A 23,905-nucleotide genomic window follows, 5' to 3' on the forward strand; every position below is an offset into this window, starting at 1 on the left:
ATGGGCCTAAATGGACTTGAACCATCGACCTCACGCTTATCAGGCGTGCGCTCTAACCAGCTGAGCTATAGGCCCCTTTCCTTTGAAGCGGGTAACGAGAATCGGACTCGCGACTAAAGCTTGGAAGGCTTTCGTTTTACCACTAAACTATACCCGCAACTTCTTGCTTCCTAATGGCGCGAGACGGAATCGAACCGCCGACACAAGGAGCTTCAATCCTTTGCTCTACCAACTGAGCTATCGAGCCATTACGGTCCCTACCGGATTCGGACCGGTGATCTCCTCCGTGACAGGGAGGCGTGATAACCCCTACACCAAGGGACCATATTGCGGGAACAGGATTTGAACCTATGACCTTCGGGTTATGAGCCCGACGAGCTACCAGACTGCTCCATCCCGCGATGTTTTTATATAAAAAAAGCCAAGATCCTATGGACCTTGTAGGACTCGAACCTACGACCCGACGGTTATGAGCCGTCTGCTCTAACCAACTGAGCTAAAGGTCCAAGTTTACCTCTATAGCGGCGGGGGGGATCGAACCCTCGACCTCCCGGGTATGAACCGGACGCTCTAGCCAGCTGAGCTACACCGCCATCTGTAACTTCCTTCTTATTAAGCTACAATCGGGAAGACAGGATTCGAACCTGCGACCCCCTGGTCCCAAACCAGGTGCTCTACCAAACTGAGCCACTTCCCGAAGTGTGCACCCTGAAGGATTTGAACCTTCAACCTTCTGATTCGTAGTCAGACACTCTATCCAGTTGCGCTAAGGGTGCATCATTATATGCCGAGGACCGGAATCGAACCGGTACGGTTGTCACCAACCGCGGGATTTTAAGTCCCGTGCGTCTGCCAGTTCCGCCACCCCGGCATGATAATGATAAGCGGAAGACGGGATTCGAACCCGCGACCCCCACCATGGCAAGGTGGTGTTCTACCACTGAACTACTTCCGCATTTTTATTCAATTTTTATGCCGATTAAAGGACTCGAACCTTCGACCCCCTGTTTACAAGACAGATGCTCTACCAACTGAGCTAAATCGGCATGGTACGGGTGGTGGGACTTGAACCCACACGTCCGAAAACACTAGAACCTAAATCTAGCGCGTCTGCCAATTCCGCCACACCCGCTTGAGTTTTTTCTGGGCCAATGAGTCGTGGCAGGCTCGAACTGCCGACCCTCTGATTAAAAGTCAGATGCTCTACCAACTGAGCTAACGACTCAATGGAGGATACAGGGCTCGAACCTGTGACCTCCTGCTTGTAAGGCAGATGCTCTCCCAGCTGAGCTAATCCTCCATTTAGCACGGCGACTGCCTACCCTCGCAGGCAGTTTCCCACCAACTACTCTCGGCGTTAAGAAGCTTAACTTCTGTGTTCGGCATGGGAACAGGTGTATCCTTCTTGCCATCGCCACCGTACTCTTTCTGAGCTTTTACACTCAAAACTGAATATAATCTCTAGCCTTTAAACCTTTGAGCTTTGGTCAAGTGCTCGACTGATTAGTACTAGTCCGCTCCACATATCGCTATGCTTCCACTCCTAGCCTATCTACCTCATCGTCTTTAAGGTGTCTTACTGCTTTCGCATCGGAAATCTCATCTTGAGGGGGGCTTCGCACTTAGATGCTTTCAGCGCTTATCCCTTCCATACATAGCTACCCAGCGATGCCTTTGGCAAGACAACTGGTACACCAGCGGTATGTCCATCCCGGTCCTCTCGTACTAAGGACAGCTCCTCTCAAATTTCCTACGCCCACGACGGATAGGGACCGAACTGTCTCACGACGTTCTGAACCCAGCTCGCGTGCCGCTTTAATGGGCGAACAGCCCAACCCTTGGGACCGACTTCAGCCCCAGGATGCGACGAGCCGACATCGAGGTGCCAAACCTCCCCGTCGATGTGAACTCTTGGGGGAGATAAGCCTGTTATCCCCAGGGTAGCTTTTATCCGTTGAGTGATGGCCTTTCCATGCAGTACCACCAGATCACTAAGCCCGACTTTCGTCCCTGCTCGAGTTGTAGCTCTCGCAGTCAAGCTCCCTTATACCTTTACACTCTGCGAATGATTTCCAACCATTCTGAGGGAACCTTTGGGCGCCTCCGTTACACTTTAGGAGGCGACCGCCCCAGTCAAACTGCCCACCTGACACTGTCCTCCAGAACGCTCAGCTCTGTGAGTTAGAGGATCCATCAAACAAGGGTAGTATCCCAACATTGCCTCCGGTAAGACTAGCGTCCTACTTTCTCTGGCTCCTACCTATCCTGTACATGTTTAACAAATACTCAATATCAAGCTACAGTAAAGCTCCATGGGGTCTTTCCGTCCTGTCGCGGGTAACCCGCATCTTCACGGGTATTATAATTTCACCGAGTCTCTCGTTGAGACAGTGCCCAAATCATTACACCTTTCGTGCAGGTCGGAACTTACCCGACAAGGAATTTCGCTACCTTAGGACCGTTATAGTTACGGCCGCCGTTTACTGGGGCTTCAATTCAAACCTTCGCTTACGCTAAGCTCTCCTCTTAACCTTCCAGCACCGGGCAGGTGTCAGCACCTATACGTCATCTTACGATTTTGCAGATACCTGTGTTTTTGATAAACAGTTGTTTGGGCCTATTCACTGCGGCTGATATTTTACTATCAGCACCCCTTCTCCCGAAGTTACGGGGTCATTTTGCCGAGTTCCTTAACGAGAGTTCTCTCGCTCACCTGAGTGTTCTCCACTCGACTACCTGTGTCGGTTTGCGGTACGGGTAAAATTGTTCTGGCTAGAAGCTTTTCTTGGCAGTGTGACATCATGACCTTCGCTACTTTTATTTCGCTCCGCATCACAGCTTGAAATCTAAAGACAAGCATTTGACTCATCTTTTTTCTTACTGCTTGCACATGTATTTCCAGCAACATGCGTCATTAGCCTCCTGCGTCCCTCCTTTGCTCATATCGAACAATTTCAGTACAGGAATTTCTACCTGTTGTCCATCGGCTACGCCTCTCGGCCTTACCTTAGGTCCCGACTTACCCTGGGCGGACGAGCCTGCCCCAGGAAACCTTAGTCTTTCGGCGGATAGGATTCTCACCTATCTTTCGCTACTCATACCGGCATTCTCACTTCTAAGCGCTCCATTAGTCCTCTCGATCTAACTTCGCCGCACTTAGAACGCTCTCCTACCACGCATATAATATATGCATCCACAGTTTCGGTACTATGCTTAGCCCCGGTACATTTTCGGCGCAGCGTCACTCGACTAGTGAGCTATTACGCACTCTTTAAATGGTGGCTGCTTCTAAGCCAACATCCTAGTTGTCTACGCAACTCCACATCCTTTTCCACTTAGCATAGATTTGGGGACCTTAACTGGTGATCTGGGCTGTTTCCCTTTCGACTACGGATCTTATCACTCGCAGTCTGACTCCCGTGCATTGATATCTGGCATTCGGAGTTTATCTGGATTCAGTAACCCCTGACGGGCCCCTAGTCCAAACAGCGCTCTACCTCCATTATCATTCACACGAGGCTAGCCCTAAAGCTATTTCGGAGAGAACCAGCTATCTCCAAGTTCGTTTGGAATTTCACCGCTACCCACAACTCATCCCCGCGATTTTTAACTCACGTGGGTTCGGTCCTCCAGCGTGTTTTACCACGCCTTCAACCTGGTCATGGGTAGGTCACTTGGTTTCGGGTCTACGTCATGATACTCTTTCGCCCTATTCAGACTCGCTTTCGCTCCGGCTCCGTCTTTTCTGACTTAACCTTGCACCATAACGTAACTCGCCGGTTCATTCTACAAAAGGCACGCCATTACACTTTAATGTGCTCTGACTACTTGTAGGCACACGGTTTCAGGTTCTCTTTCACTCCCCTTCCGGGGTTCTTTTCACCTTTCCCTCACGGTACTGGTTCACTATCGGTCACTAGTTAGTATTTAGCCTTGCGAGATGGTCCTCGCGGTTTCAATCGGGATTCCTCGTGTCCCGACCTACTCAGGATCCTGCTAAGTCTCTCCGCAATTTCGCGTACGGGGCTCTCACCCTCTCTGGCTTATCTTTCCAGATAATTCTGCTATCACTTCAAGTACTATATCGCAGTCCTACAACCCCAACTGGCAAGCCAGTTGGTTTGGGCTCTTTCCTGTTCGCTCGCCGCTACTTGGGAAATCGATTTTTCTTTCTCTTCCTGCAGCTACTTAGATGTTTCAGTTCACTGCGTCTTCCTTCATTAACCTTAACAGTTAATGATAATACCTCGCGGTATTGGGTTCCCCCATTCGGATATCTCCGGATCATTGCTTACTTACTGCTCCCCGAAGCCTTTCGTGGTTCGTCACGTCCTTCATCGGCTTCTAGTGCCAAGGCATTCACCATGCGCCCTTTTCTACTTGACCTATTTCAAGTTGAGTTTCTCTCTCTTCTCGGTCGCTCTTCAATCTGTTTTTTCGATTGTCTCGGTTTTTTTGCTTTTGATTATATTCAGTTTTCAATGTACTAGCTCTTGAGGTATTACCCTCAAAACTAAACAAAGTTTCTCAGTGTGCTTCCGCTTGGCTTTCTCGATGACTTCTCTTAGTGCTCTCGCACTCTCCATCATCTTTCGCCTTCCTTAGAAAGGAGGTGATCCAGCCGCAGGTTCTCCTACGGCTACCTTGTTACGACTTCACCCTAATCATCTGTCCTACCTTAGACGGCTGACTCCTATAAAGGTTATCCCACCGGCTTTGGGTGTTACAGACTCTCATGGTGTGACGGGCGGTGTGTACAAGGCCCGGGAACGTATTCACCGCGGCGTGCTGATCCGCGATTACTAGCGATTCCAGCTTCGTGTAGGCGAGTTGCAGCCTACAGTCCGAACTGAGAACGGCTTTAAGAGATCCGCTTGCCTTCGCAGGTTCGCTTCTCGTTGTACCGTCCATTGTAGCACGTGTGTAGCCCAGGTCATAAGGGGCATGATGACTTGACGTCATCCCCACCTTCCTCCGGTTTGTCACCGGCAGTCTCATTAGAGTGCCCAACTTAATGATGGCAACTAATGACAAGGGTTGCGCTCGTTGCGGGACTTAACCCAACATCTCACGACACGAGCTGACGACAGCCATGCACCACCTGTCTCAGCGTCCCCGAAGGGAACACCTAATCTCTTAGGTTTGCACTGGATGTCAAGACCTGGTAAGGTTCTTCGCGTTGCTTCGAATTAAACCACATGCTCCACCGCTTGTGCGGGCCCCCGTCAATTCCTTTGAGTTTCAACCTTGCGGTCGTACTCCCCAGGCGGAGTGCTTAATGCGTTAGCTGCAGCACTGAGAGGCGGAAACCTCCCAACACTTAGCACTCATCGTTTACGGCATGGACTACCAGGGTATCTAATCCTGTTCGCTACCCATGCTTTCGAGCCTCAGCGTCAGTTGCAGACCAGAGAGCCGCCTTCGCCACTGGTGTTCTTCCATATATCTACGCATTCCACCGCTACACATGGAGTTCCACTCTCCTCTTCTGCACTCAAGTTCAACAGTTTCTGATGCAATTCTCCGGTTGAGCCGAAGGCTTTCACATCAGACTTATTGAACCGCCTGCACTCGCTTTACGCCCAATAAATCCGGACAACGCTTGCCACCTACGTATTACCGCGGCTGCTGGCACGTAGTTAGCCGTGACTTTCTAAGTAATTACCGTCAAATAAAGGCCAGTTACTACCTCTATCTTTCTTCACTACCAACAGAGCTTTACGAGCCGAAACCCTTCTTCACTCACGCGGCGTTGCTCCATCAGACTTTCGTCCATTGTGGAAGATTCCCTACTGCTGCCTCCCGTAGGAGTTTGGGCCGTGTCTCAGTCCCAATGTGGCCGATCAGTCTCTCAACTCGGCTATGCATCATTGCCTTGGTAAGCCGTTACCTTACCAACTAGCTAATGCACCGCAGGTCCATCCAAGAGTGATAGCAGAACCATCTTTCAAACTCTAGACATGCGTCTAGTGTTGTTATCCGGTATTAGCATCTGTTTCCAGGTGTTATCCCAGTCTCTTGGGCAGGTTACCCACGTGTTACTCACCCGTCCGCCGCTCGCTTGTATCTAGTTTCATTTAGTGCAAGCACTAAAATCATCTAGGCAAGCTCGCTCGACTTGCATGTATTAGGCACGCCGCCAGCGTTCGTCCTGAGCCAGGATCAAACTCTCATTTTCCTTTTGAAAATGAGCTTTTTATCGTTTAGCTCTAAAACTTTCTTTGAGTTATCTCAAATTTATTGCTTGCGAATTGACTTCGCTTTTGTTTGGGATTTTTATATCCCGCACACTTTCAGCGAAACTTTGTTCAGTTTTCAAGGTACTACCGTTGTCATGTGACAACTTTTATATTATATCATGTCTTTTAAGCTTTGACAAGAACTTTTTTAATTTTCTCATCTCTCTCAAATGACAGCTTTATAATATTATCATCTTTTGCTCGCTTTGGCAAGCTTTTTTTGAACTTTTTTATTTGCTCTTTTCGCTTGCCTCAAACAGCATGTATTACTTTACAGGCTTTTTCACTTTTCGTCAACCCTTTTTTGCAAAAAAATTAGCAATATTTTTCTAGAGTGCTAATTTCAAGCCTTTTCTCTCGTATTTTAGATATAAAAAAATGGTATTCTTTTGCTATGTTAGCAATTGAATACCATTCTTACTTTATTAAATTTTATTCACCAAATTTTGGCTCTTTAGTAATGACTTTCATTCCATGCATATATGGTTGTAAAGCTTCTGGAACATTTACAGTTCCGTCTTCATTTTGGTAATTTTCCAAAATAGCAGCTACTGTTCTACCTACAGCTAGACCAGAGCCATTTAAAGTATGTGCTAAATGAAGTTTACCATTTTCGTCTCTGTAACGAATTAAACTACGACGTGCTTGGAAGTCAGTACAGTTTGAACAACTTGAAATTTCACGATACTTATCTTGTGCTGGCATCCAAACTTCTAGATCATAAGTTTTTGCACTAGTAAAACTTGCATCCCCAGTTGAAAGAGCAACAACATGATATGGTAAACCAAGTTTTTGAAGTAAATGTTCAGCATTATGGGTTAATTTTTCCAATTCATCCCATGAACTTTCTTCGTCAACAATTTTTACCATTTCAACTTTTCTAAATTCGTGCATTCTGATTAATCCACGAGTGTCACGTCCAGCTGATCCTGCTTCACTTCTAAATGCTGGAGAGAATGCAGTTACATTAATTGGTAATTGCTCTCCATCTAAAATCTTGCCGCGGAAGTAATTAACTAATGGTACTTCAGCAGTTGGAATTAAAGTTAAATCACGTGGCTTATCAGGATCGTCATTATCTACAATTGTATAAACATCTTCAGTAAACTTAGGGAATTGACCAGTTCCTTGCATAGAAGCATCATTAACTAAGTATGGTGGGATTACTTCTGTATATCCATCTTTAGTATTTTCATCTAAGAAAAAGTTTGAAACTGCACGTTCAAGTAATGCACCGGCACCTTTGTAATAAACAAAGCGGGCACCTGAAACTTTAGCAGCAGTATCCCAGTCTAAAATATTCAATTCTGTTCCAATTTCCCAGTGAGGTTTTGGTTCAAAATCAAGTTTAGTAGGTTCATGCCACTTACGAACTTCTTCATTGTAACTTTCATCAGGACCAATAGGATCTGAGTCTGCTGGGAAGTTAGGTAAACGAAGTAAGATATAGTTTTGTTTTTGAGTTAAATCTTCTACTTCTTTATCTAAATCTTTAATTTCTTTACCTACTTCACGCATTGCTTTAATGGCATCACTTGCATCTTCTTTATTGCGTTTAGCTTGAGCAATTTGATCAGATACTTCATTACGCTTTTGCTTTAATTGTTCACTCTTAGTTAAAGCTTCACGTCTTTCTTTATCAATAGCTACTAATTTGTCTAATTCCTCTGGTTTAATTCCTCGTGTAGCTAATTTTTTCTTTGACCAGTCTAAATTCTCTCGAATTACTTTAATGTCTAACATATTTCCTCCTTAAAAATAAAACAAAAAAGCCGACTCATCCCTACACTGGGACGAATCGACTTACACGGTTCGCGGTACCACCCACATTTGGTTAAAAAATACCACACTCAAAAAGCGATAACGGTGCTAACCGTGTAGAATTACCTACCCACATTCGAAATCTGGAAACGACTTTTTTACTCATTCACACCAACCATGAGCTCTCTGAAACTAGTCTTAGGATTTCATGTTTATTTGCATTATATCATGCCAATCCTGTGGTGTTAACAAATAATATTTTTCTTGATAATTAAAAAGTGAAGAAACCATTGAATAATCAGTGGTATAGACATATCTAAACCCTAATTTTTTTAACAATTTTTGTGAATTTGTATTAGAAACAAATGTACCCGCCCAAATTTGATTTTGCTCTAATTCTTTAAAAGCAAAATCAATAATTAGTTGTAAGGCTTCGGTCATTAAACCCCTGTGCCAATATTCTTTATCTAACAAAAAACCTAAATCTTTTGTTAGTAAAAGACCATTGTATTCATCTAATCCACGTTCATATAATTCAACTAAGCCGATTAGACGATTATTTTCTTTTAGTACTATACCGTAACTATAGGGACGTGCTTGATATTGAAGGGCACTTTTTTTGGCCGCATCTAAATCTTGTAAATATTGGTAACCTGCACTTTTGTGATAAATATTATCCTGTCCCCACTTAAGAAGCGTAGGAGCATCTTTAGGTTCAATTTTTCTTAAAATAATTCTCTCAGTTTCTAGCATTACTTGCCTACTAACTTTACTAACCATTTTGCACCATAAACTAACCCTAAACTATAGGCTGCAATGGTCCACGGTTTTCCTAATAAAATTATCCATAAATATGTTGAGAACTTCATTTCAGTTAATCCAGCAATCATACATAAAATGTCATCTGGCGCCATTGGCGCAATAATACACAGACCAAAAAACCAATTAAATTTTTTCTGATTGGCTGTCCACTTCATGTATTTTTCATACGTCTTTTCAGAAACTAAATGTAAGATAAAGGGTCTACCATAATGTCTGGCCAAGAAGAATAAAATAATAGATCCTAAACATATCCCGACATAATTATAAATAAAGCCCCATATTGGACCAAAAAATATTACTCCTCCAAGCAGCGAAACTCCACCAGGGATAATCGGAATTACAACTTGGATTATCTGAATTAATGTAAAAATCAAAGGACCGATAATTTGCTTGTCTGCTAGATAGGCCTTCATTTTTTCTTGGCTTGTAAAAATTCCTAACCTATACCAATAAATACTTAGCAAAATTAGAATAATTGTAGTAACAATGGTCAAAATATTAATTAATTTACGACTCGTTTTAGTAGACATTTTTCTGCCCTCCTTGGTATGTTAAATTAATGATAACAAAAACAAGGTAAAATAGGCGCACTAACCTAGGAATTAAACTTAATTATAATGAAAATAAGATATGACTCATCATTAAAATTTATTCTATAATATTAGTGTGTTATAAAATAACTAAGAGGCATGACTATGGTTGTTATAAAAAAAGATATAATTTACGATGAAAATAACAATTTGAAGACCGATATCTATTTCCCAAATGATACTACTTCACAAACAAAACTCTTAATCTTTTGGCATGGCGGAGGATGGTTTGCTGGTTCTAAAAACGATGTTAAAGACCTAGGAATAAAATTCGCAAACGCTGGTTTTATGACCTTAATTCCTGATTATCGCTTAGCACCTGAATTTACTTATCCAGCTGCACATCAAGATAGTAAGAAATTTGTTGAATGGCTTTTAGATTCTGATTATACCGATGATGATGATCAACAAAATATTGTACAAATTGGTGCAAGTGTCGGCGGTACACTAGCTTTGTATATTGCTGGAATTTACGGTTTTCCTACGGTTACGTGGTCAGCATCGGTAGACTTCTCGAACTGGATGAAAAATCATCAAGATGTTATTCCATCAAGATATGGTGCCAATGAGTTAAAACTAACAAATTTATATGATATTTTTGAATCATTCTATAAATTTTTTGTAAAAACCTATGCTGGGAAAAATGATCAAGCTATTTTGAAAAAAATGGATGTCGAAAATTATGATCTTAGCCATTTGGGAAGGCTAAAAATGATTAATTCTGCTCATGAATTAGTTCCACTAAATGGTGTTTTAAAATTTATCGACTTTTTAGCTAACAATGATCATGAGGTTGAATTATTAGTCATTAAAGGTCATCGGCATGCAATGGATTACGCCATGGATTATATTGATGAATCTTTAGATTTTTTGTATCAGACAATCAAGGAGAAGAAGAATGATCAACATTAACAAATTTGTTTCCATTCGTAAAAAATTAGGTTTGTCTCAAACTGAACTATGCAATGGAATTTGTACTCAATCTACATTAAGTAAATTTGAAAATAATGGCCGTAGTCCTTCTCTAAAAATTTTAAATAGTCTGTGCGACCGAATGAATATTAATGTAGCTGATATCATGGACGTTGACTCTAATAAAAAAACATCCCATAAATTATTTGAGGCGGATTTTGCTGTTATTCAGCTTGATTTTCCAAAAGTTGCTCAAATTTTAAGCAGTGTTAATAAGGATGAATTAGTCCGCCAAGAAGATATTCTTCACTATTATTATCTGCGCGGTCTACTAGCTTTAAATTTAGATCATGCTAAAACTGACGCACTTTACTACTTTAATTCAATTTTAGATGCAAACTTATCAAAACGAAATAAAATTTATTATCTTCTTGCTCTAAAAGGATGTAGTCAAGTTTATGACTTACAAGACGATGTTCATAAAGCACGACATTATTATGACATCATCTTGTCTTCGATATCTAATGTTCCGCTTGAAGATGAAGGCTCTTTACTACAATTTCTTTCTATTCTTTGTAATGGTGGAGAATTTTATGGTCGTAATGACGATTATGAACAATCGGATAAATTATTAAACATGGGATACGATTTATGCAAAAAACGACATGTAATTTACTTTGCTGCTCGCATTCTTTATCAATTGGCACAAAATAATATTGCCGAGAATGGATCGCCACAAAAGACTGCTCAATATTTGAATGATTCCGCTGCCTTTGCTCGTCTGAATAATAATCATGTTTTACTAGAAAAAATTAATAAGTTAGCTTAAATCTAATCACTTCTTTTTAATTTCTTACTAAAGAGAAGTGATTTTTATATACATCTATAAGAAAGCGCTTTATAATATATTATATTGAAAAGAGGAAATTTTATGTCTAAATATGAATCAATTAATCCATATACAAACCAATTAATTAAAAGTTATCCAACTGCAACTCAAGAAGAAATTGAACAAGCACTTGAAACCGGAGAAAAATTATATCTAACTTGGCATAATCAGCTGCCAGCTACTAGAAGCGAGTTACTTCACAAGATAGCAAATAATTTTCAAAAACATCGCAAAGAAATGGCAAAAACCATGACTTTAGAAATGGGAAAATTGTATTGTGAATCGCTTGAAGAAGTAGATCTATGTATAAATATTTGTAACTATTATGCTGATAAAGCTCCTGAAATGTTAGAGCCTACTCCTTTAGAAACAGCTTTAGGAAATGCCTATTATCTAAAACAATCTACAGGTATTATCATGGCCTGTGAACCATGGAACTTCCCACTTTATCAAGTAATTAGAGTCTTTGCTCCTAATTTTATGGTTGGAAATCCCATCATCTTAAAGCATGCTCATAATGTTCCTGGCTCAGCCCAATTAACAGAAGAAATTATTGAAGAAGCTGGTGCTCCAAAAGGAAGTCTGCAAAACTTATTCCTATCTTATGATCAAATTGGCGATGTTATTGCTGATAAACGTGTTCAAGGCGTTGCAGTAACTGGTTCAGAACGTGGTGGTAGTAGTGTCGCAGAAGCTGCTGGTAAAAATATTAAAAAGTTGACAATGGAGCTAGGCGGAAATGATCCATTTATTGTTTTGGCAGATGCTGACTCTACTGTATTAAAGAATGTACTAAGTGATGCCAGAACCTATAATTGCGGTCAAGTCTGCACCTCTTCTAAACGAATTATTGTTGTTGAATCCCGTTATGACGAAGTAATGGATATCTTGCACCATACTTTTGCTGGACTTAAACCTGGTGATCCTTTAGATGCAGATACTAGTCTTGCACCAATGAATTCTCAAAGAGCTGCTGATAAGTTAGCTGAGCAAGTTAAAAAAGGAATTGAACATGGTGCAGAAGTTGCTTATCAATATCCTGAAATTAAAAGTTCTGGTGCCTTCTTCCGCCCAATAATTTTAACCAATATTGATAAGAAGAATCCATTATTTGATGAAGAGTTGTTTGGCCCAGTTGCTGAAGTATTCAAGGTCAAAAACGAAGAAGAAGCAATTGCTCTAGCAAATGCTTCAAGTTTTGGTTTAGGATCTAGTGTTATTTCTGAAAATAGAACTCATGCCCAAGAAGTTGCAAGTGAAATTGAAACCGGTATGACTGTTATTAATGGGCGCTGGATTACCGCTCCTGAATTACCATTCGGTGGTGTTAAAAAATCTGGCTATGGTCGTGAACTTAGTGAACTGGGCTTGATGTCATTTGTAAACGAACATTTAGTTATTGACGTTTCAAAATAATCTTTAAGTGTACAAAAAAGGCTTAGATCAATATTGATCTAGGCCTTTTTAATTTTGTCTCATACTGCGAAAAGAAACTACTGTTAAAAGAATACTTGATACAAATAATAAATATGTCGAAACTCCGAAAGAAATTGCATTCGCAACAATACGTTGAATTTCAATGCTATTGGCTACTGTATTATTGGTAATACCTAGAGGAGATCCAGCATTCATAAAGATCAATTCTACAGCACAAACTATTAAAACAATTGACTCAATTAATGAAAGGAAGAAAACTAATTTCTTATTATTCTTACCATTTTTAATAGTCAAGATAATAATTGCAATTGGTACACCAACTAAAAGTAGCCACATCCCATAACCAATAAAAATATATTTTCCATTAAATCTACCAATTGAAAGGAGCGCCTTAGAAATAGATAGTGCTTGGTAGCCTTGCATCATTCCAGATGAAAATGGACCACTGAAAACCAAAAGTAAGTTTAAAACTGCAATTAAGATTACTCCTAATTGAGTTGCAGTTTGTTTTTGCTTAACAACTTTTTTTATAGCTTCTGGATCTCGACCTAATTTATCATCAATCTTTTGACGGTGAGCCCTTACTTTATTCTCCCCTTCTTCAAAAGAATTAACTACATCGGAACCAACCTTATTAACATGTTCCGTCAGTCGTTGATCAACCGTATACTGCTCCGTTTTCTTTCCTTTATTCTTATCAGAAACTATAAATAACCAAATTAATAAGGCAAAGAAACAAGACCATCCTAAAGATGGGGAAAAACTTGTTAAAATCAAAAGAATAATTCCAACTACAAAAACAATCATTGAATTCACTTGAATCCAATTAATCATAGTCGCAATGGTAGAATTTTGTTTCTTTGGCTCAACTTTCTTAACAGAACGTGTTTCTTGTTTCTGATGATCATCATTTTTTTCATTACGTGTAGTATCCTGACCAGTAAAGAATTCATTTCTAAACTTTTCTAGGTCAAAGTGACAATTAGGACACTGCTTGTCAGTTGGCTTTACATCTTCTCCACAATTTGGACACTTCATTTTTATTCCCTCATAAACTTTTTTAGCTTATTATAGCATTCTAGCCCTTAAACTAAAAAAACAGAAAGCATCGTTATGCTGCTTTCTGTTTTTTTCTTGATGCGCGGTTAACTAACCACCAAGCCATAATAAATAAAATGGCGATCCCAATTAACGCACCAGCTAATTTTTTGATATCACCATTGAAGATTGCATCCCCTCCAAAGGCATAGATAAATGAAGTAGGAAACATTCCCACAATCACCATCGACAAAAACTTATTAGGCGGCGTTTCTAGTCGTGCAGCCGTATAATCAACTAACACGCTTGGTATAACTGGTACCATGAAACCTAAAGTCATTCCCAAAGTGGGATGTTTCTGATTCATTAACCAATTAAGAAATCTATTTTTCTTAAACTTGTGCGAAAAACTAACTCTCTTTATTAGACTTTCTACGATACAGTTTCCAAGAATATTTCCACACCAATTAATGGCTAATCCAATCCACGGACCATAACAAAGACCGGCTAAAATACAAAAAACAGAATTCGACATTCCTGGAATCGCATTTAAGATGGTTATTAATCCTAGTAAAAATAAGCCATCCCGTACTTCATGTTGTCGAAGCAAATAGAGTAGTTTTGTTTTCATATCCTTCCCTGGGTGCATTAACAAATCAATTTCAGGGCGATAGTCACGATAAAGCAAGTATAATAAAATTCCTGCTGCTAAAATCCCACAGATTATAAATAATATTTTTCTCAATTTTTTTGTCATTATTTCACTCGTTTATTCTAAATTCATATGCCATAATCATATTTTTTCACGTTTCAGACCAATTATCAAAACTATTATTATCCATTCGTTCTTATACTTTATCGTATTATAATAGTAAAAATAAAGCTATCTCAAAAGGAGGAAAAAATGTCCGCAAAACTTATCTTTAGTGATATAGATGGAACTCTTATTACTTCTCAAGGTGTCGTCTCTTCTACTACTATTGAGGCAATACGTAAGCAAATTATAGCTGGTAATTTATTTATTCCGGTTTCTGCCCGTTTTCCTAAAGGAATTATGAATGTAGTAGACAAAATCACCAATTTCTGTCCAATGATTGCCTATAATGGAGCATTAGTTTTAGATGAAATGGGGCGTCCACTTAATTCACACTTCTTCGAAGCTTCACTTGCTCTTAAGTTAATTGAAGAAATTGAAGCACTTGATACTAATGATCTTGCCTGGAATGTCTATAGTGGCTATAACTGGTTTTCTTCTCTTAATAAAAACCCATTAATTGCCAAAGAGGAAGAAACAATAGGAGTTAAATCTTTGCCAGTTTCTACAGAGCAAATAAAAGAATTAAAGGGAGTCCATAAGATGCTAATTATCGGCAAACCTACTCTTATAGATAAAATTATCCCTAGCCTTGAATCTAAGTTCCCTGGCCTAGTTTTTGTTAAATCAGCACCTCATCTTTTAGAAGTCGTTCTTAAGGGTGTTAATAAAGGAAATGCAGTTAAAATTATTCTTGATAGTTTTGCAATGGATAAAGGCAATGCTTGGGCCTTTGGCGATAATTATAATGATGAATCAATGTTTGATTCAGTTGGTCATCCCGTTTTAATGGGAAATGCTCCAAAAGACTTGAAAGAGAGCTTATCCATTCCAATAACTCTTGATAATGATCATGATGGAATTGCTGCAGTATTAAATAAAATTCCTAACTAAAAAAGATTGAAGTTTTAATCCTCATTCACAAAAGGATAAACTTCAATCTTTTTTGTCTCGGAGAACTAAATATTATTTAGCCTCTTCTTTATTCTTTTTTCTGCCTAAGCCTTCGTAAGTAATCTTCATGGCAGCAGACATATTAATTGGAAGTAAGAATACCAAAAGTAATAATCCAATATCCACACATAATGCAACTTCAATTAAAGTTGGTACACCAGATGGGATTAAGGCGGCGAAAGTACCACCAAGGATAATAGCTGCTGATATTACAACTGTTCCGATAATGTCGCAGGCTTCAAGCATTCGTTGACTTGTGCTCCAGCCAGGGTTTACTTCTCCCAACTCACGATAACGCATCATTAGGAAGATTGAGTAGTCAACACCCAAAGCAACAATCATGATGAAACTGAAGAATGGGGTGTTCCAAGCCAATAATGATCTACCTAAAACGGCCTTAACAATCCATTGATTAATTGATAAAGAAGTTAGGTATGCAATTACCAAAGTACCTAGGATAAACATTGGTTGCAATACTGATCTAGTAACAAAGATCAAGGCAATACCAATACCTACTAACATAATAATTGCAGTTCTTAAGAAGTCGCTACTTGCAGTTTCTTGAGTATCGTAAATCTTTTCAGATTGTCCACCCATTGCAACTGTTGAACCAGCAAGACTTGTACCCTTAACTGATTTCTTAACCATGTTACTAATTTCATGAGCCTTCTTTGCTCCTTCAGTTGAAGCAGGGTTCATCTTTAGAATGATAATGATCTTAGTAGATTTAAGATCTGAACTCATGTAGTTATCAAGAGCAGGTTTAAAGCTAGATGAGTGAATCATGTTTGCTGGGATGTAGAAAGTCTTCCCAGCTGCTGAATCAGCTAAGCCAGTTAAGTATTCTTGACCAGCACCTAAACCGTTATTTACTTTGTCAATTCCGGCAGTAATCTTAGGATTATTTGATGCAATTTGACCAGCACCATTTGCTAATTGTTTTGCACCGCCATTAAGTTGACCAATACCTGAACTTAATTGACCTGCACCACTGTTTAATTGACCAATACCATTTGCCAATTGGTTAGTGCCGTTTAAACCAGATTGTAAACCAGTGTTTAATTGACCAGCACCGTTTGCTAATTGACCGGCACCATTTGCAAGCTGACTAGAACCAGCTACACCTGCTTGTAAACCACTTGCAAGTTGACCTGCTCCACTGTTTAAGCGAGCTGCGCCATCATTTAAGCGACTAGCACCGGCAGCACCTTGAGCTACAGCACCTTGAACTTGGGTTAAGCCTGAGCTTAATTGGTTCAAAGCAGTAGTTGCGCCTGGTAAAGCAGTGTTTGATGCAGTAGCTAAAGTGTTTACTTGTTGTTTCAAGTTATCAACTTGACCCATTAAACCTTGAAGGGTTTGTAAAGTATTTCCTACATTATTTGCTGACTCTCCAAGTTTCTTATCTGCTTCACCAGCTGCTTGAATATTACCAGCTACACTTTGTAAGCTTGAAGTAAGATTCTGAGTTTTTTGAGTAGAAGCAGATTCTACTTTACCTAAAATTTGACTAAAGGCTGCACTCATAGCCTGCTTTTGTTGATCATTTAACTTAGCACTATCCATAGCTTGAGCATAAGCTTGTGTTAACTCAGCTTTTTCACTATCGCTAAGACCAGCACCTGAGCTTTGTAAACCTTTTAAAGTGTTACCTGCTTGAGTTAAATTATCGCCTATAGTTTTGGCTTGAGTACCAACATCAGTTAGATTAGCTTTTAGACCAGCAGTATCTACAGAACTTGATGATTGACCCAATGCTTGATTCAATTGTTGAATACCATTATTAATTTGAGGCAATCCCTTTTGAAGAGCATCTAATTGTGCCTTAGTAGCACTATTCATTTGTCCAGATAATTGTGCACTCATAGTATTCAAACCATTTACTAAGGCTTGAGTACCATTTTGCAAACTCTGAGTACCACTTTGTAAACTTGCAGCCCCATTAGCCAACTTAATAGTTCCGTTTTCAAGTTGTACAGCACCTTGTTGTAAGTTCAAAGTACCACTCTCTAAACGACCAGCACCAGTTGCTAAACGCATAGTTCCTGATCTAAGAGCTTCTGCACCATTTTGAAGACGTGTAGTTCCGCTAGCTAATTGATTTGCACCAGCTTGGAGACGACCAGTTCCGTTAGAAAGTTGGTTTGCACCATTTTGTAGTTGAACAGCACCGTTAGTAATTTGTTTACTACCGTTACTTAAAGTTCCTAGACCATTTCTAGCAGTATTCACACCTGAGTTAACAGTGCCTAATTGGTTGTCAACGTAAAGACGTTTAATTGATTTCCCATTTGGTTCAGTTACAGAAGATGCAAATTTAACATCTGGATCTGCTTGAATCTTTTTAACAATCTGATCGATTTCTTTTAAGCTCTTTTCGTTATCAAGCTTATCTTTGCTCTGAATATATAAAGTTGAATATTCAGGAGTACCAATTGAGAAATGATCTTGTAAAACTAATAATCCAGCTTTTGATGGTGTAGAATTAGAAATTTCATCGGCATCATCATAATTCAAATTATTTGAATAGAATAAGGCAAATGGCAATACTGCAACTGCCATTACAACTAAGTAAATAATTGGATGAGTCAAGCTCCCTTTTGAAAGAGCATGCCATAACTTAGAGTTGCTTTCACCTTCAAATTTCTTAACTGGCCAGAATAATTTCTTACCTAAGACAGCCATAAAGAATGGGTTTAAAGTCAAAAGTACTACTAATAATACAGCAACCCCAACAGCAACCCCAACAGCTGAACGGTAAATTGAGAAGTTAGCTAAACCTAATGCACTAAATCCAATTAAGATTGAAGATCCAGAATAAAGAATTGTCTTACCAGCTTTACGCAACGCATCATTTGTTGCCTCATAGTTCGACATCCCCTTACTCAAGTTCTCTTTAAATTTATCATACAGCAGGATATTGTAGTCAGTACCAATACCAAACAAAACAATAACCATGAAAACTTGAGTAAAGTTTGAAAATGGAAAGTTAAATTTCTCTACTAAATTAGTAACAATTGAGAATGAAGTAATAAATGAAACACCAACTGTTAATAATGAAATTATTGGCACAATTGGCGACTTAAATACAATTACTAAAACAATGAAAATAAAGAAGATAGTAATTAATTCAGTCTTTTTAATACCATCTTGAACCGAAGCAGAGAAATCATCTTCAAGAATTCTAACCCCAGTTACATATGTTCTAACTCCTGGAGTTTTAACAGCCTTTGTTAAAGTCTTATTAACGTTAGAAACAGTCGAATGATCATTAGCAATATTTAATTGCACAATTTCTGTTGTTTTATCTTTAGAAATTAATTGTGCTTTTGTTGCATAGTTGTCATTAGGAGTCATCATTGACTTAATACCAAGCTTTTTCTTATTGTCCTTTAAAAAGCGAATTGTATTGTCAATTTTCTCCTTATCACTCGAGGTTAGTTTCCCGTGTTTTTTATTAAAAACTACCCCTACAACATAGGTATTATCTTGTCCATGCCCCCACTTACTTTCAATGTTCGTTGCAATAGAACTTTGAACATCTTTAGGAAGTGAAATTTCTGAATGCTGACGTGTCAATGCATCCACATTTGGCAACGAGAAGACAGCAATTAGCAAAATTGCTATCCATGCTATCAAAGCACCAAGATGATTTTTCAGCAATTTCATGTGCTACTTTCCTTTCCCCCTTATTTTGTACCTTCAACTTGAAGTTTTGGTGCTACAAGTCTTAAAAGCATCTCATGGTAATTATCGTCAGCTTCTTTTTTTGTTTCATCGATCACATATCGATCTAAGAAAACATAACCCAAAACAGCTCCAAGTAAACTATGCAAAGAAACAACATTTTTCTTGCCTACATCCAGCTTTTCTCCTAGATCTACTATCTTTAAAACCTCTTCACGAATTTGCTCATTTTGAACATATTCATTTAGTCCATAGTAAATACTAGAAATAGCCTTATCATGTAGTAAAAAGTCTCGTATTTCATCTGCAAATCTAAACAAAGCATCTAGACCTGAATGGCCTATTATCTTCTTTGTTAGGTGCTGACGCAAAACTTGCAGTCTATTAACACAAACTAAAACTAATAAATCATTACGATTAGCAACATAGTGATACAAAGATTGAGACCTAATCCCCAATGCTTTAGCTAAAGTTGGCATTGTTAATTCGCTTAATCCCTTTTCACTAATAATTGTTATAGCTTGATCAATCACTTTTGAGCGGTCCAAAGCTCTTTTTTTAGCCAAGATAATCACCTTCTTTTTTGTGTACTCATATACTTTAACACGTCAATGTGTAGAAAACAATCTACAATGTGTAGAAATTTATCTACTTTTTGAAAAAAATAAAAAGGAGTTAAAAACTCCTTTAAATCTATTTTTGTTTAGTCATCCAATTATTAATCGAATCACCAATTTTAGCTAGATCAGCATCTTCTTCACTAACCATTGCCATCGTATAAGGCTTACCATCTTCTTGAATTATGGCTGCTCCTTGTTTTTTATCAGCTATTTTATAAACCACACCATTAATGTTTTTGGCTAAGCCTTTTTCAGGAAAATTAGCTAACTGTCCTAAAATTTGATTATCCACACTAGTTCCTAAAATTTTTCCCTGGTAAAGCTTTTGCATAGTATTAACTAAGTCACCACTACTGGTTTTTCCGGCAAAATCTTTACCAAAATTATCAGTAATTTCAGTATTGCCTGCACCAAACTCTTTTGCAGTTTGATTTACTTTTTCTTTTCCAATTTTATTCAAAATAATATTAGCTGCATTATTATTTTGCTGACGCATCATTAAATCAAGTAAATATGTATAGGAATAAGCCATATCAGTCTTTAATACCTTATCTCCACCATTTAAGTCACTTGATTTAACTTTATAAGGAGTCGCCGAGTTTAAGCTTTTATCTTGAACTGCCTTGTAATAAGCGAGCAGCACAAATAATTTTAGAACATTCCCAGCATTTAAATTGTCCTGACTAGTATTTGTTAAATCGGCAAATATTTTAGGATTATTCAAGTCCTTTACACTTACTTGATAGTTTCCTTGAACGTTTGAACTAGCTTTAACAATGGCTTTAGCTAAATCTTTATTACTATTTTTTGAAATAGCGGCCTCTCCAATCTCACTTTCTCCATTAGTAATACGAGTTTGTTTAGTGCCCTCTTTCATTTTACTTTTTTGAGCTACTTTGGCTGTTGAATTTCCATAAATTTCTAAAGTTTGTGTCTTCATATGATTAATACTAGTCATATAAAAAGCTAATGCACAAAAAGAGGATAAAATCGCCCCTAAAAATATTTTATTTTTCATTAAAAATCTCCTTAATCACATATTTTTTATTTTATCATGCTAATACCTAAAAAAGTTTTAAAGACTAAGGATTATTCTATTTTTTAAGATTATCTTTTCTTTATATAGGATTTGCTGAATGCGTTCACAAATTGTTCTTTTTTTAGTACAATAATTTCAGTATTAATATTTACAGTGAGGGATTATTATTTATGTTGAAATATATGATCGGTATTGACGCAGGTGGTACACACTCTACGGCAATCGCTTATGATGAAAACGGTAAAGAATTAGGTCGTGCTGAATCCGGCCCAGGTCAAATCAACAATGACTACGAACTCGGTATCAAGAATATTGCTCAAGCAGTTAATGAATTGCGTGACAAAATTGATGGCGATTGTATTAAAGTTTTAGCCGGAATTGCCGGTTTATCCGTTGTTGGTAATGCACCAGAAGTTGCAGCAACTATTTCTTCAATGGTTGGTAATATTCCAACTCGTGCTATTACTGACTCACTTCTTGCTCTTTACAATGGTCTTGAAGGAGCAGACGGTGCTTTAGTTATTGCTGGTACTGGATCTGTTGTTAATGGTCGTCAAAACGGCTCTTTAATTGCTGTTGGTGGTTACGGTTCTTTACTTGGAGATGAAGGTAGTGGTTACGCTATTACCAAGGCTGCTCTTCAAGCTGCTCTTCTTAGCTGGGACAAGCGTGAAAAGAATTCTTTAATTGATTTATTCGTTAAAGAATTCAATGTTGATAACATGGGTGAAGTTCCTGCTAAATTCTACAACTTAACTAGTCCAGAAGTTGCTTCAAAGGCTGTTAAAGTTGCTAAGTTAGCAGATAACGGTGATGAAGATGCTCGTAAAATCATTGCAGATCAAGCACATCTTTTGGCACGCGATATTATTATGTGCTTAGACCGTTACGAAGATCCTAAGCCAATGCGCGTTGCTTTAACTGGTTCAGTTCTTTCAAACAACGCTATGATGCGTTCATACATGGAAGCAGAAGTTAAAGAAAAATACCCAGACGCAGTATTTAGCGTTTCAAACGGTGAAAACGCACGTGGTGTAATTTTTGATAAGAGTAAAGATTACCGCTACTTCACTAACCATAACGATGATGAATAAATAAGTTAAACACTATAAAAGCACCTCGATCTCCGAGGTGCTTTTTTATCTATAGATCTTTATACATTAATACGTGTTCTATACCGCCCTCATCAAATATATCACCTTTAACTTGATAACCAAGATGATCATAGAAAGGCTTGGCCGTCATTTGCGCATGGCAGTATAACCTATTAACATCTTTTTCTTTTAGGTACTCATGAACTTCTTTTATCATTTTACTTCCAAGATGCATTCCCCGTGCATCTTTTGAGACCACAACTCGACCTAAATACCAATCTCCATTTCCATCTTTAAAAATTCGACAAGTAGCTAAAGCATCATCTTTTCCGTCATTTAAACTAAAAACATGAATTGCATGAAAATCTTCATCATCTATTTCAGGTAAGGTAATTTTTTGTTCACTAACAAAAACTTCATTTCTTAGCCGTTCGACGCAAAAAGCCTCATATCCAGTCATTTCATCAATTGTCTTAAAACAAAATTTCATTACTTCAACCCCTTAACTAAAATCAAATCCGTCTGTGGATCTTCTCCAACTACAAAAGTGTGTTGACTAACTCTCTTAAAACCATCTTTTTCATAGAAAGTCTGAGCCTGATAATTTTTCTCCCAAACTCCAAGCCACATATTGTCCTTATCTTTTTCTTTAGCTATTTTCTCAGCTAATTTGATTAGCACTAATCCTAAACCTTGATGTTGAAAATCTTGCTTCAAATATATTCTTTCGACTTCTAAAGCATTAGGAACCACCTGCTCTGTTTGCGCATCTCCCTCATTCACCTTTAAATAGCCAGCCACTTTATTATCTACAGTTAAAAAGTAAAAACTACTATTCGCATTTTCAACTTCATCTTTTAATTTTTCTTCTGCATATGCTGTATCCAAAAATTCTCTCATATCTTCGGCACTATTTTGTGATCCAAACGTTTCTAAAAATGTTTGTCTTGAAATTTGTTGTAATTCTCTAATATTATCTGCTAGTACTTCTTTAATCTCATATTTTACTGTCATATTAATACTTCCTCTTTCCACCATTCTTTACAAAATTCCAACTTTCACGTGCATTTTTCTCGAGAACACTTAGATATTTTTGTAATCGAGCCTGTTCAGCTTTAGTTAAGCCTTTTGTTACTAACGTATTTGAATAGACGTTTTCTCTTTCTATTTCTTTAGCTAATTTTTTACCTGTGTCGGTTACAAATAAATGTTTGATTTTCTTATTAGTTTCATCATCTTCTTTAAAAATAAGTCCCTCTCGTTCAAGTTTTCTAATTCCACGGGCAGTCGTTGTACGATCAATATTTAATAATGTAGCTAGGTGATCAGAAATAATCCCGGGGTGTTCAAAAACTCGAGTTAAATATAAGTATTGACCACGATTTAATTCCAAATCTTTAAACTCAATGTTAGCAATCGAATCTAAGGCTCGTGAAATTGAACCAATTTCTCTTAAAATATCTTCTTCTGCCATCTTTATGTCTATCCCTCCTATTCGTTTGTTCTAGTATATGTTATTATTGTTGCAAATGCGACAATAATAGAAATGATTATTACTCTATTTGATTTCTATGTTAACAATAAGTAAAATCTATCTGAATAGTTAAATAAGGGAGATTATAAAATGATTTTAAGAAATATCGGAATTCTTCTAACAATTATTGTTGGAATTGAGCATATTGGAATTATGTGGTTAGAAATTTTTGGGAAACCAGACTTACAAGCCAAGTCGTTTGACATGGATGTAGATTTTGTTAAACAGCCTGCCGCAAAAACAGCTTTAGCTAATCAAGGTATCTATAATGGAATGCTAGGTCTTTTAATCTTAATTGTATTTTTCTTCTTCAGAATGCCAACTTTAATCACTGTATGGCAACTTTTGCTTGCCTTTGTTGTAGTTGTCGCTATTTTTGGGGGCTTTACAGCAAGTAAAAAGATTTTTGTTGTTCAAATGCTACCTGCATTAATTGCCTTCATTCTACTTTTCTTCTAAAACATCTATAAAAAAA

At 38.2% G+C, this 23,905-nt stretch carries 17 protein-coding genes, 15 tRNA genes and 3 rRNA genes; 6 read left to right on the forward strand and 29 right to left on the reverse strand.

Annotated features, from left to right (window positions below):
- Position 1 precedes the first annotated feature (1 nt).
- From H0I41_RS07860 to H0I41_RS07960, 21 genes are all read right to left on the reverse strand, one after another.
- Positions 2-75: transfer RNA gene (locus tag H0I41_RS07860), tRNA-Ile, on the reverse strand.
- Positions 76-86: 11 nt separating this feature from the next.
- Positions 87-157 (reverse strand) — tRNA-Gly (locus H0I41_RS07865).
- A gap of 17 nt (positions 158-174) precedes the next feature.
- Positions 175-247 (reverse strand) — tRNA-Phe (locus tag H0I41_RS07870).
- A gap of 4 nt (positions 248-251) precedes the next feature.
- Positions 252-324, reverse strand: a tRNA-Asp gene (locus H0I41_RS07875).
- A 3-nt stretch (positions 325-327) separates the two neighbouring features.
- A tRNA-Met gene (locus H0I41_RS07880) sits at positions 328-401 on the reverse strand.
- Between the two features lie 31 nt (positions 402-432).
- Positions 433-506: transfer RNA gene (locus H0I41_RS07885), tRNA-Ile, on the reverse strand.
- A 13-nt stretch (positions 507-519) separates the two neighbouring features.
- Positions 520-593: transfer RNA gene (locus H0I41_RS07890), tRNA-Met, on the reverse strand.
- Between the two features lie 30 nt (positions 594-623).
- Positions 624-697, reverse strand: a tRNA-Pro gene (locus H0I41_RS07895).
- Between the two features lie 5 nt (positions 698-702).
- Positions 703-776: transfer RNA gene (locus H0I41_RS07900), tRNA-Arg, on the reverse strand.
- 9 nt (positions 777-785) lie between these two features.
- A tRNA-Leu gene (locus tag H0I41_RS07905) sits at positions 786-871 on the reverse strand.
- A gap of 12 nt (positions 872-883) precedes the next feature.
- Positions 884-955, reverse strand: a tRNA-Gly gene (locus tag H0I41_RS07910).
- A gap of 18 nt (positions 956-973) precedes the next feature.
- A tRNA-Thr gene (locus H0I41_RS07915) sits at positions 974-1,046 on the reverse strand.
- Position 1,047: 1 nt separating this feature from the next.
- Positions 1,048-1,132: transfer RNA gene (locus tag H0I41_RS07920), tRNA-Leu, on the reverse strand.
- A gap of 20 nt (positions 1,133-1,152) precedes the next feature.
- Positions 1,153-1,225 (reverse strand) — tRNA-Lys (locus tag H0I41_RS07925).
- 2 nt (positions 1,226-1,227) lie between these two features.
- A tRNA-Val gene (locus H0I41_RS07930) sits at positions 1,228-1,300 on the reverse strand.
- A 5-nt stretch (positions 1,301-1,305) separates the two neighbouring features.
- Positions 1,306-1,422: ribosomal RNA gene (rrf, locus tag H0I41_RS07935) — 5S ribosomal RNA — on the reverse strand.
- Positions 1,423-1,483: 61 nt separating this feature from the next.
- Positions 1,484-4,386: ribosomal RNA gene (locus H0I41_RS07940) — 23S ribosomal RNA — on the reverse strand.
- A 219-nt stretch (positions 4,387-4,605) separates the two neighbouring features.
- Positions 4,606-6,178, reverse strand: a 16S ribosomal RNA gene (locus tag H0I41_RS07945).
- The 16S, 23S and 5S rRNA genes sit together here with 15 tRNA genes alongside, the layout of an rRNA operon.
- Before the next feature lie 493 nt (positions 6,179-6,671).
- Positions 6,672-7,982 carry a serine--tRNA ligase gene (gene serS / locus H0I41_RS07950; RefSeq protein WP_004896642.1) on the reverse strand — a complete coding sequence of 437 codons (1,311 nt, stop codon included), beginning with the start codon at positions 7,980-7,982 and terminating at the stop codon, positions 6,672-6,674.
- 216 nt (positions 7,983-8,198) lie between these two features.
- Positions 8,199-8,753 carry a GNAT family N-acetyltransferase gene (locus tag H0I41_RS07955; protein ID WP_004897917.1) on the reverse strand — a complete coding sequence of 185 codons (555 nt, stop codon included), beginning with the start codon at positions 8,751-8,753 and terminating at the stop codon, positions 8,199-8,201.
- Complete coding sequence (locus H0I41_RS07960) at positions 8,753-9,352, reverse strand: TVP38/TMEM64 family protein (protein ID WP_004896640.1); 600 nt, start codon at positions 9,350-9,352, stop codon at positions 8,753-8,755. Before H0I41_RS07960 ends, H0I41_RS07955 begins: the two co-directional genes overlap by 1 nt.
- 165 nt (positions 9,353-9,517) lie before the next feature.
- Between H0I41_RS07960 and H0I41_RS07965 the strand changes: the two genes are divergently transcribed.
- From H0I41_RS07965 to H0I41_RS07975, 3 genes are all read left to right on the forward strand, one after another.
- The gene (locus tag H0I41_RS07965) at positions 9,518-10,324 is read left to right on the forward strand and encodes an alpha/beta hydrolase fold domain-containing protein (RefSeq protein ID WP_004897918.1); all 807 of its coding nucleotides are present in this window, start codon (positions 9,518-9,520) and stop codon (positions 10,322-10,324) included.
- Entirely contained in the window at positions 10,311-11,153 is an 843-nt protein-coding gene (locus H0I41_RS07970) for a helix-turn-helix domain-containing protein (protein ID WP_135014626.1), read from the forward strand. Before H0I41_RS07965 ends, H0I41_RS07970 begins: the two co-directional genes overlap by 14 nt.
- A gap of 102 nt (positions 11,154-11,255) precedes the next feature.
- Positions 11,256-12,629, forward strand: coding sequence for an NAD-dependent succinate-semialdehyde dehydrogenase (locus H0I41_RS07975; protein WP_182094530.1), 1,374 nt, complete (start codon positions 11,256-11,258; stop codon positions 12,627-12,629).
- Between the two features lie 48 nt (positions 12,630-12,677).
- On the opposite strand, the gene H0I41_RS07980 is transcribed toward H0I41_RS07975, so the two are convergent.
- The gene (locus H0I41_RS07980; protein WP_135014630.1) at positions 12,678-13,688 is read right to left on the reverse strand and encodes a zinc ribbon domain-containing protein; all 1,011 of its coding nucleotides are present in this window, start codon (positions 13,686-13,688) and stop codon (positions 12,678-12,680) included.
- A 73-nt stretch (positions 13,689-13,761) separates the two neighbouring features.
- Entirely contained in the window at positions 13,762-14,445 is a 684-nt protein-coding gene (locus H0I41_RS07985) for a TVP38/TMEM64 family protein (RefSeq protein ID WP_135014632.1), read from the reverse strand.
- Positions 14,446-14,592: 147 nt separating this feature from the next.
- Here H0I41_RS07985 and H0I41_RS07990 point away from each other — a divergent pair, with 147 nt between their 5' ends.
- The gene (locus tag H0I41_RS07990; RefSeq protein ID WP_135014634.1) at positions 14,593-15,396 is read left to right on the forward strand and encodes a Cof-type HAD-IIB family hydrolase; all 804 of its coding nucleotides are present in this window, start codon (positions 14,593-14,595) and stop codon (positions 15,394-15,396) included.
- Between the two features lie 72 nt (positions 15,397-15,468).
- Here H0I41_RS07990 and H0I41_RS07995 read toward each other — a convergent pair whose 3' ends face one another.
- The 3 genes from H0I41_RS07995 to H0I41_RS08005 form a co-directional block, all read right to left on the reverse strand.
- Positions 15,469-19,125 carry an MMPL family transporter gene (locus H0I41_RS07995; protein ID WP_135014636.1) on the reverse strand — a complete coding sequence of 1,219 codons (3,657 nt, stop codon included), beginning with the start codon at positions 19,123-19,125 and terminating at the stop codon, positions 15,469-15,471.
- Positions 19,126-19,145: 20 nt separating this feature from the next.
- Complete coding sequence (locus H0I41_RS08000; protein ID WP_180320538.1) at positions 19,146-19,709, reverse strand: TetR/AcrR family transcriptional regulator; 564 nt, start codon at positions 19,707-19,709, stop codon at positions 19,146-19,148.
- Positions 19,710-19,836: 127 nt separating this feature from the next.
- Positions 19,837-20,781, reverse strand: a complete 945-nt coding sequence (locus tag H0I41_RS08005; protein ID WP_135014640.1) for a serine hydrolase — start codon at positions 20,779-20,781, stop codon at positions 19,837-19,839.
- Between the two features lie 191 nt (positions 20,782-20,972).
- Between H0I41_RS08005 and H0I41_RS08010 the strand changes: the two genes are divergently transcribed.
- A complete protein-coding gene (locus H0I41_RS08010) occupies positions 20,973-21,896 on the forward strand; it encodes a BadF/BadG/BcrA/BcrD ATPase family protein (protein ID WP_004896629.1) in 924 nt (307 codons plus the stop codon).
- 49 nt (positions 21,897-21,945) lie between these two features.
- On the opposite strand, the gene H0I41_RS08015 is transcribed toward H0I41_RS08010, so the two are convergent.
- From H0I41_RS08015 to H0I41_RS08025, 3 genes are read right to left on the reverse strand one after another with little or no spacing between them, the layout of a single operon-like run.
- Entirely contained in the window at positions 21,946-22,386 is a 441-nt protein-coding gene (locus H0I41_RS08015) for a GNAT family N-acetyltransferase (protein ID WP_011162450.1), read from the reverse strand.
- Complete coding sequence (locus tag H0I41_RS08020) at positions 22,386-22,910, reverse strand: GNAT family N-acetyltransferase (protein WP_011162451.1); 525 nt, start codon at positions 22,908-22,910, stop codon at positions 22,386-22,388. Before H0I41_RS08020 ends, H0I41_RS08015 begins: the two co-directional genes overlap by 1 nt.
- A gap of 1 nt (position 22,911) precedes the next feature.
- Complete coding sequence (locus H0I41_RS08025; protein ID WP_011162452.1) at positions 22,912-23,370, reverse strand: MarR family winged helix-turn-helix transcriptional regulator; 459 nt, start codon at positions 23,368-23,370, stop codon at positions 22,912-22,914.
- 150 nt (positions 23,371-23,520) lie between these two features.
- Between H0I41_RS08025 and H0I41_RS08030 the strand changes: the two genes are divergently transcribed.
- A complete protein-coding gene (locus H0I41_RS08030; RefSeq protein ID WP_004897931.1) occupies positions 23,521-23,889 on the forward strand; it encodes a DUF1304 domain-containing protein in 369 nt (122 codons plus the stop codon).
- The last annotated feature ends 16 nt before the right edge of the window (positions 23,890-23,905 follow it).

Origin of the sequence: Lactobacillus johnsonii (genome assembly GCF_014058685.1) — a bacterium.
Taxonomy (GTDB): domain Bacteria; phylum Bacillota; class Bacilli; order Lactobacillales; family Lactobacillaceae; genus Lactobacillus.

Bases quoted from the DNA above. Each gene is read 5' to 3' on its own strand.
- H0I41_RS07970 (WP_135014626.1), top strand. From the start codon at position 10,311: ATGATCAACATTAACAAATTTGTTTCCATTCGTAAAAAATTAGGTTTG.
- H0I41_RS08015 (WP_011162450.1), bottom strand. From the start codon at position 22,386: ATGAAATTTTGTTTTAAGACAATTGATGAAATGACTGGATATGAGGCT.
- serS (WP_004896642.1), bottom strand. From the start codon at position 7,982: ATGTTAGACATTAAAGTAATTCGAGAGAATTTAGACTGGTCAAAGAAA.
- H0I41_RS08025 (WP_011162452.1), bottom strand. From the start codon at position 23,370: ATGGCAGAAGAAGATATTTTAAGAGAAATTGGTTCAATTTCACGAGCC.
- H0I41_RS08020 (WP_011162451.1), bottom strand. From the start codon at position 22,910: ATGACAGTAAAATATGAGATTAAAGAAGTACTAGCAGATAATATTAGA.
- H0I41_RS07965 (WP_004897918.1), top strand. From the start codon at position 9,518: ATGGTTGTTATAAAAAAAGATATAATTTACGATGAAAATAACAATTTG.
- H0I41_RS08005 (WP_135014640.1), bottom strand. From the start codon at position 20,781: ATGAAAAATAAAATATTTTTAGGGGCGATTTTATCCTCTTTTTGTGCA.
- H0I41_RS08030 (WP_004897931.1), top strand. From the start codon at position 23,521: ATGATTTTAAGAAATATCGGAATTCTTCTAACAATTATTGTTGGAATT.
- H0I41_RS07980 (WP_135014630.1), bottom strand. From the start codon at position 13,688: ATGAAGTGTCCAAATTGTGGAGAAGATGTAAAGCCAACTGACAAGCAG.
- H0I41_RS08010 (WP_004896629.1), top strand. From the start codon at position 20,973: ATGTTGAAATATATGATCGGTATTGACGCAGGTGGTACACACTCTACG.
- H0I41_RS07990 (WP_135014634.1), top strand. From the start codon at position 14,593: ATGTCCGCAAAACTTATCTTTAGTGATATAGATGGAACTCTTATTACT.
- H0I41_RS07995 (WP_135014636.1), bottom strand. From the start codon at position 19,125: ATGAAATTGCTGAAAAATCATCTTGGTGCTTTGATAGCATGGATAGCA.
- H0I41_RS07975 (WP_182094530.1), top strand. From the start codon at position 11,256: ATGTCTAAATATGAATCAATTAATCCATATACAAACCAATTAATTAAA.
- H0I41_RS07960 (WP_004896640.1), bottom strand. From the start codon at position 9,352: ATGTCTACTAAAACGAGTCGTAAATTAATTAATATTTTGACCATTGTT.
- H0I41_RS07955 (WP_004897917.1), bottom strand. From the start codon at position 8,753: ATGCTAGAAACTGAGAGAATTATTTTAAGAAAAATTGAACCTAAAGAT.
- H0I41_RS07985 (WP_135014632.1), bottom strand. From the start codon at position 14,445: ATGACAAAAAAATTGAGAAAAATATTATTTATAATCTGTGGGATTTTA.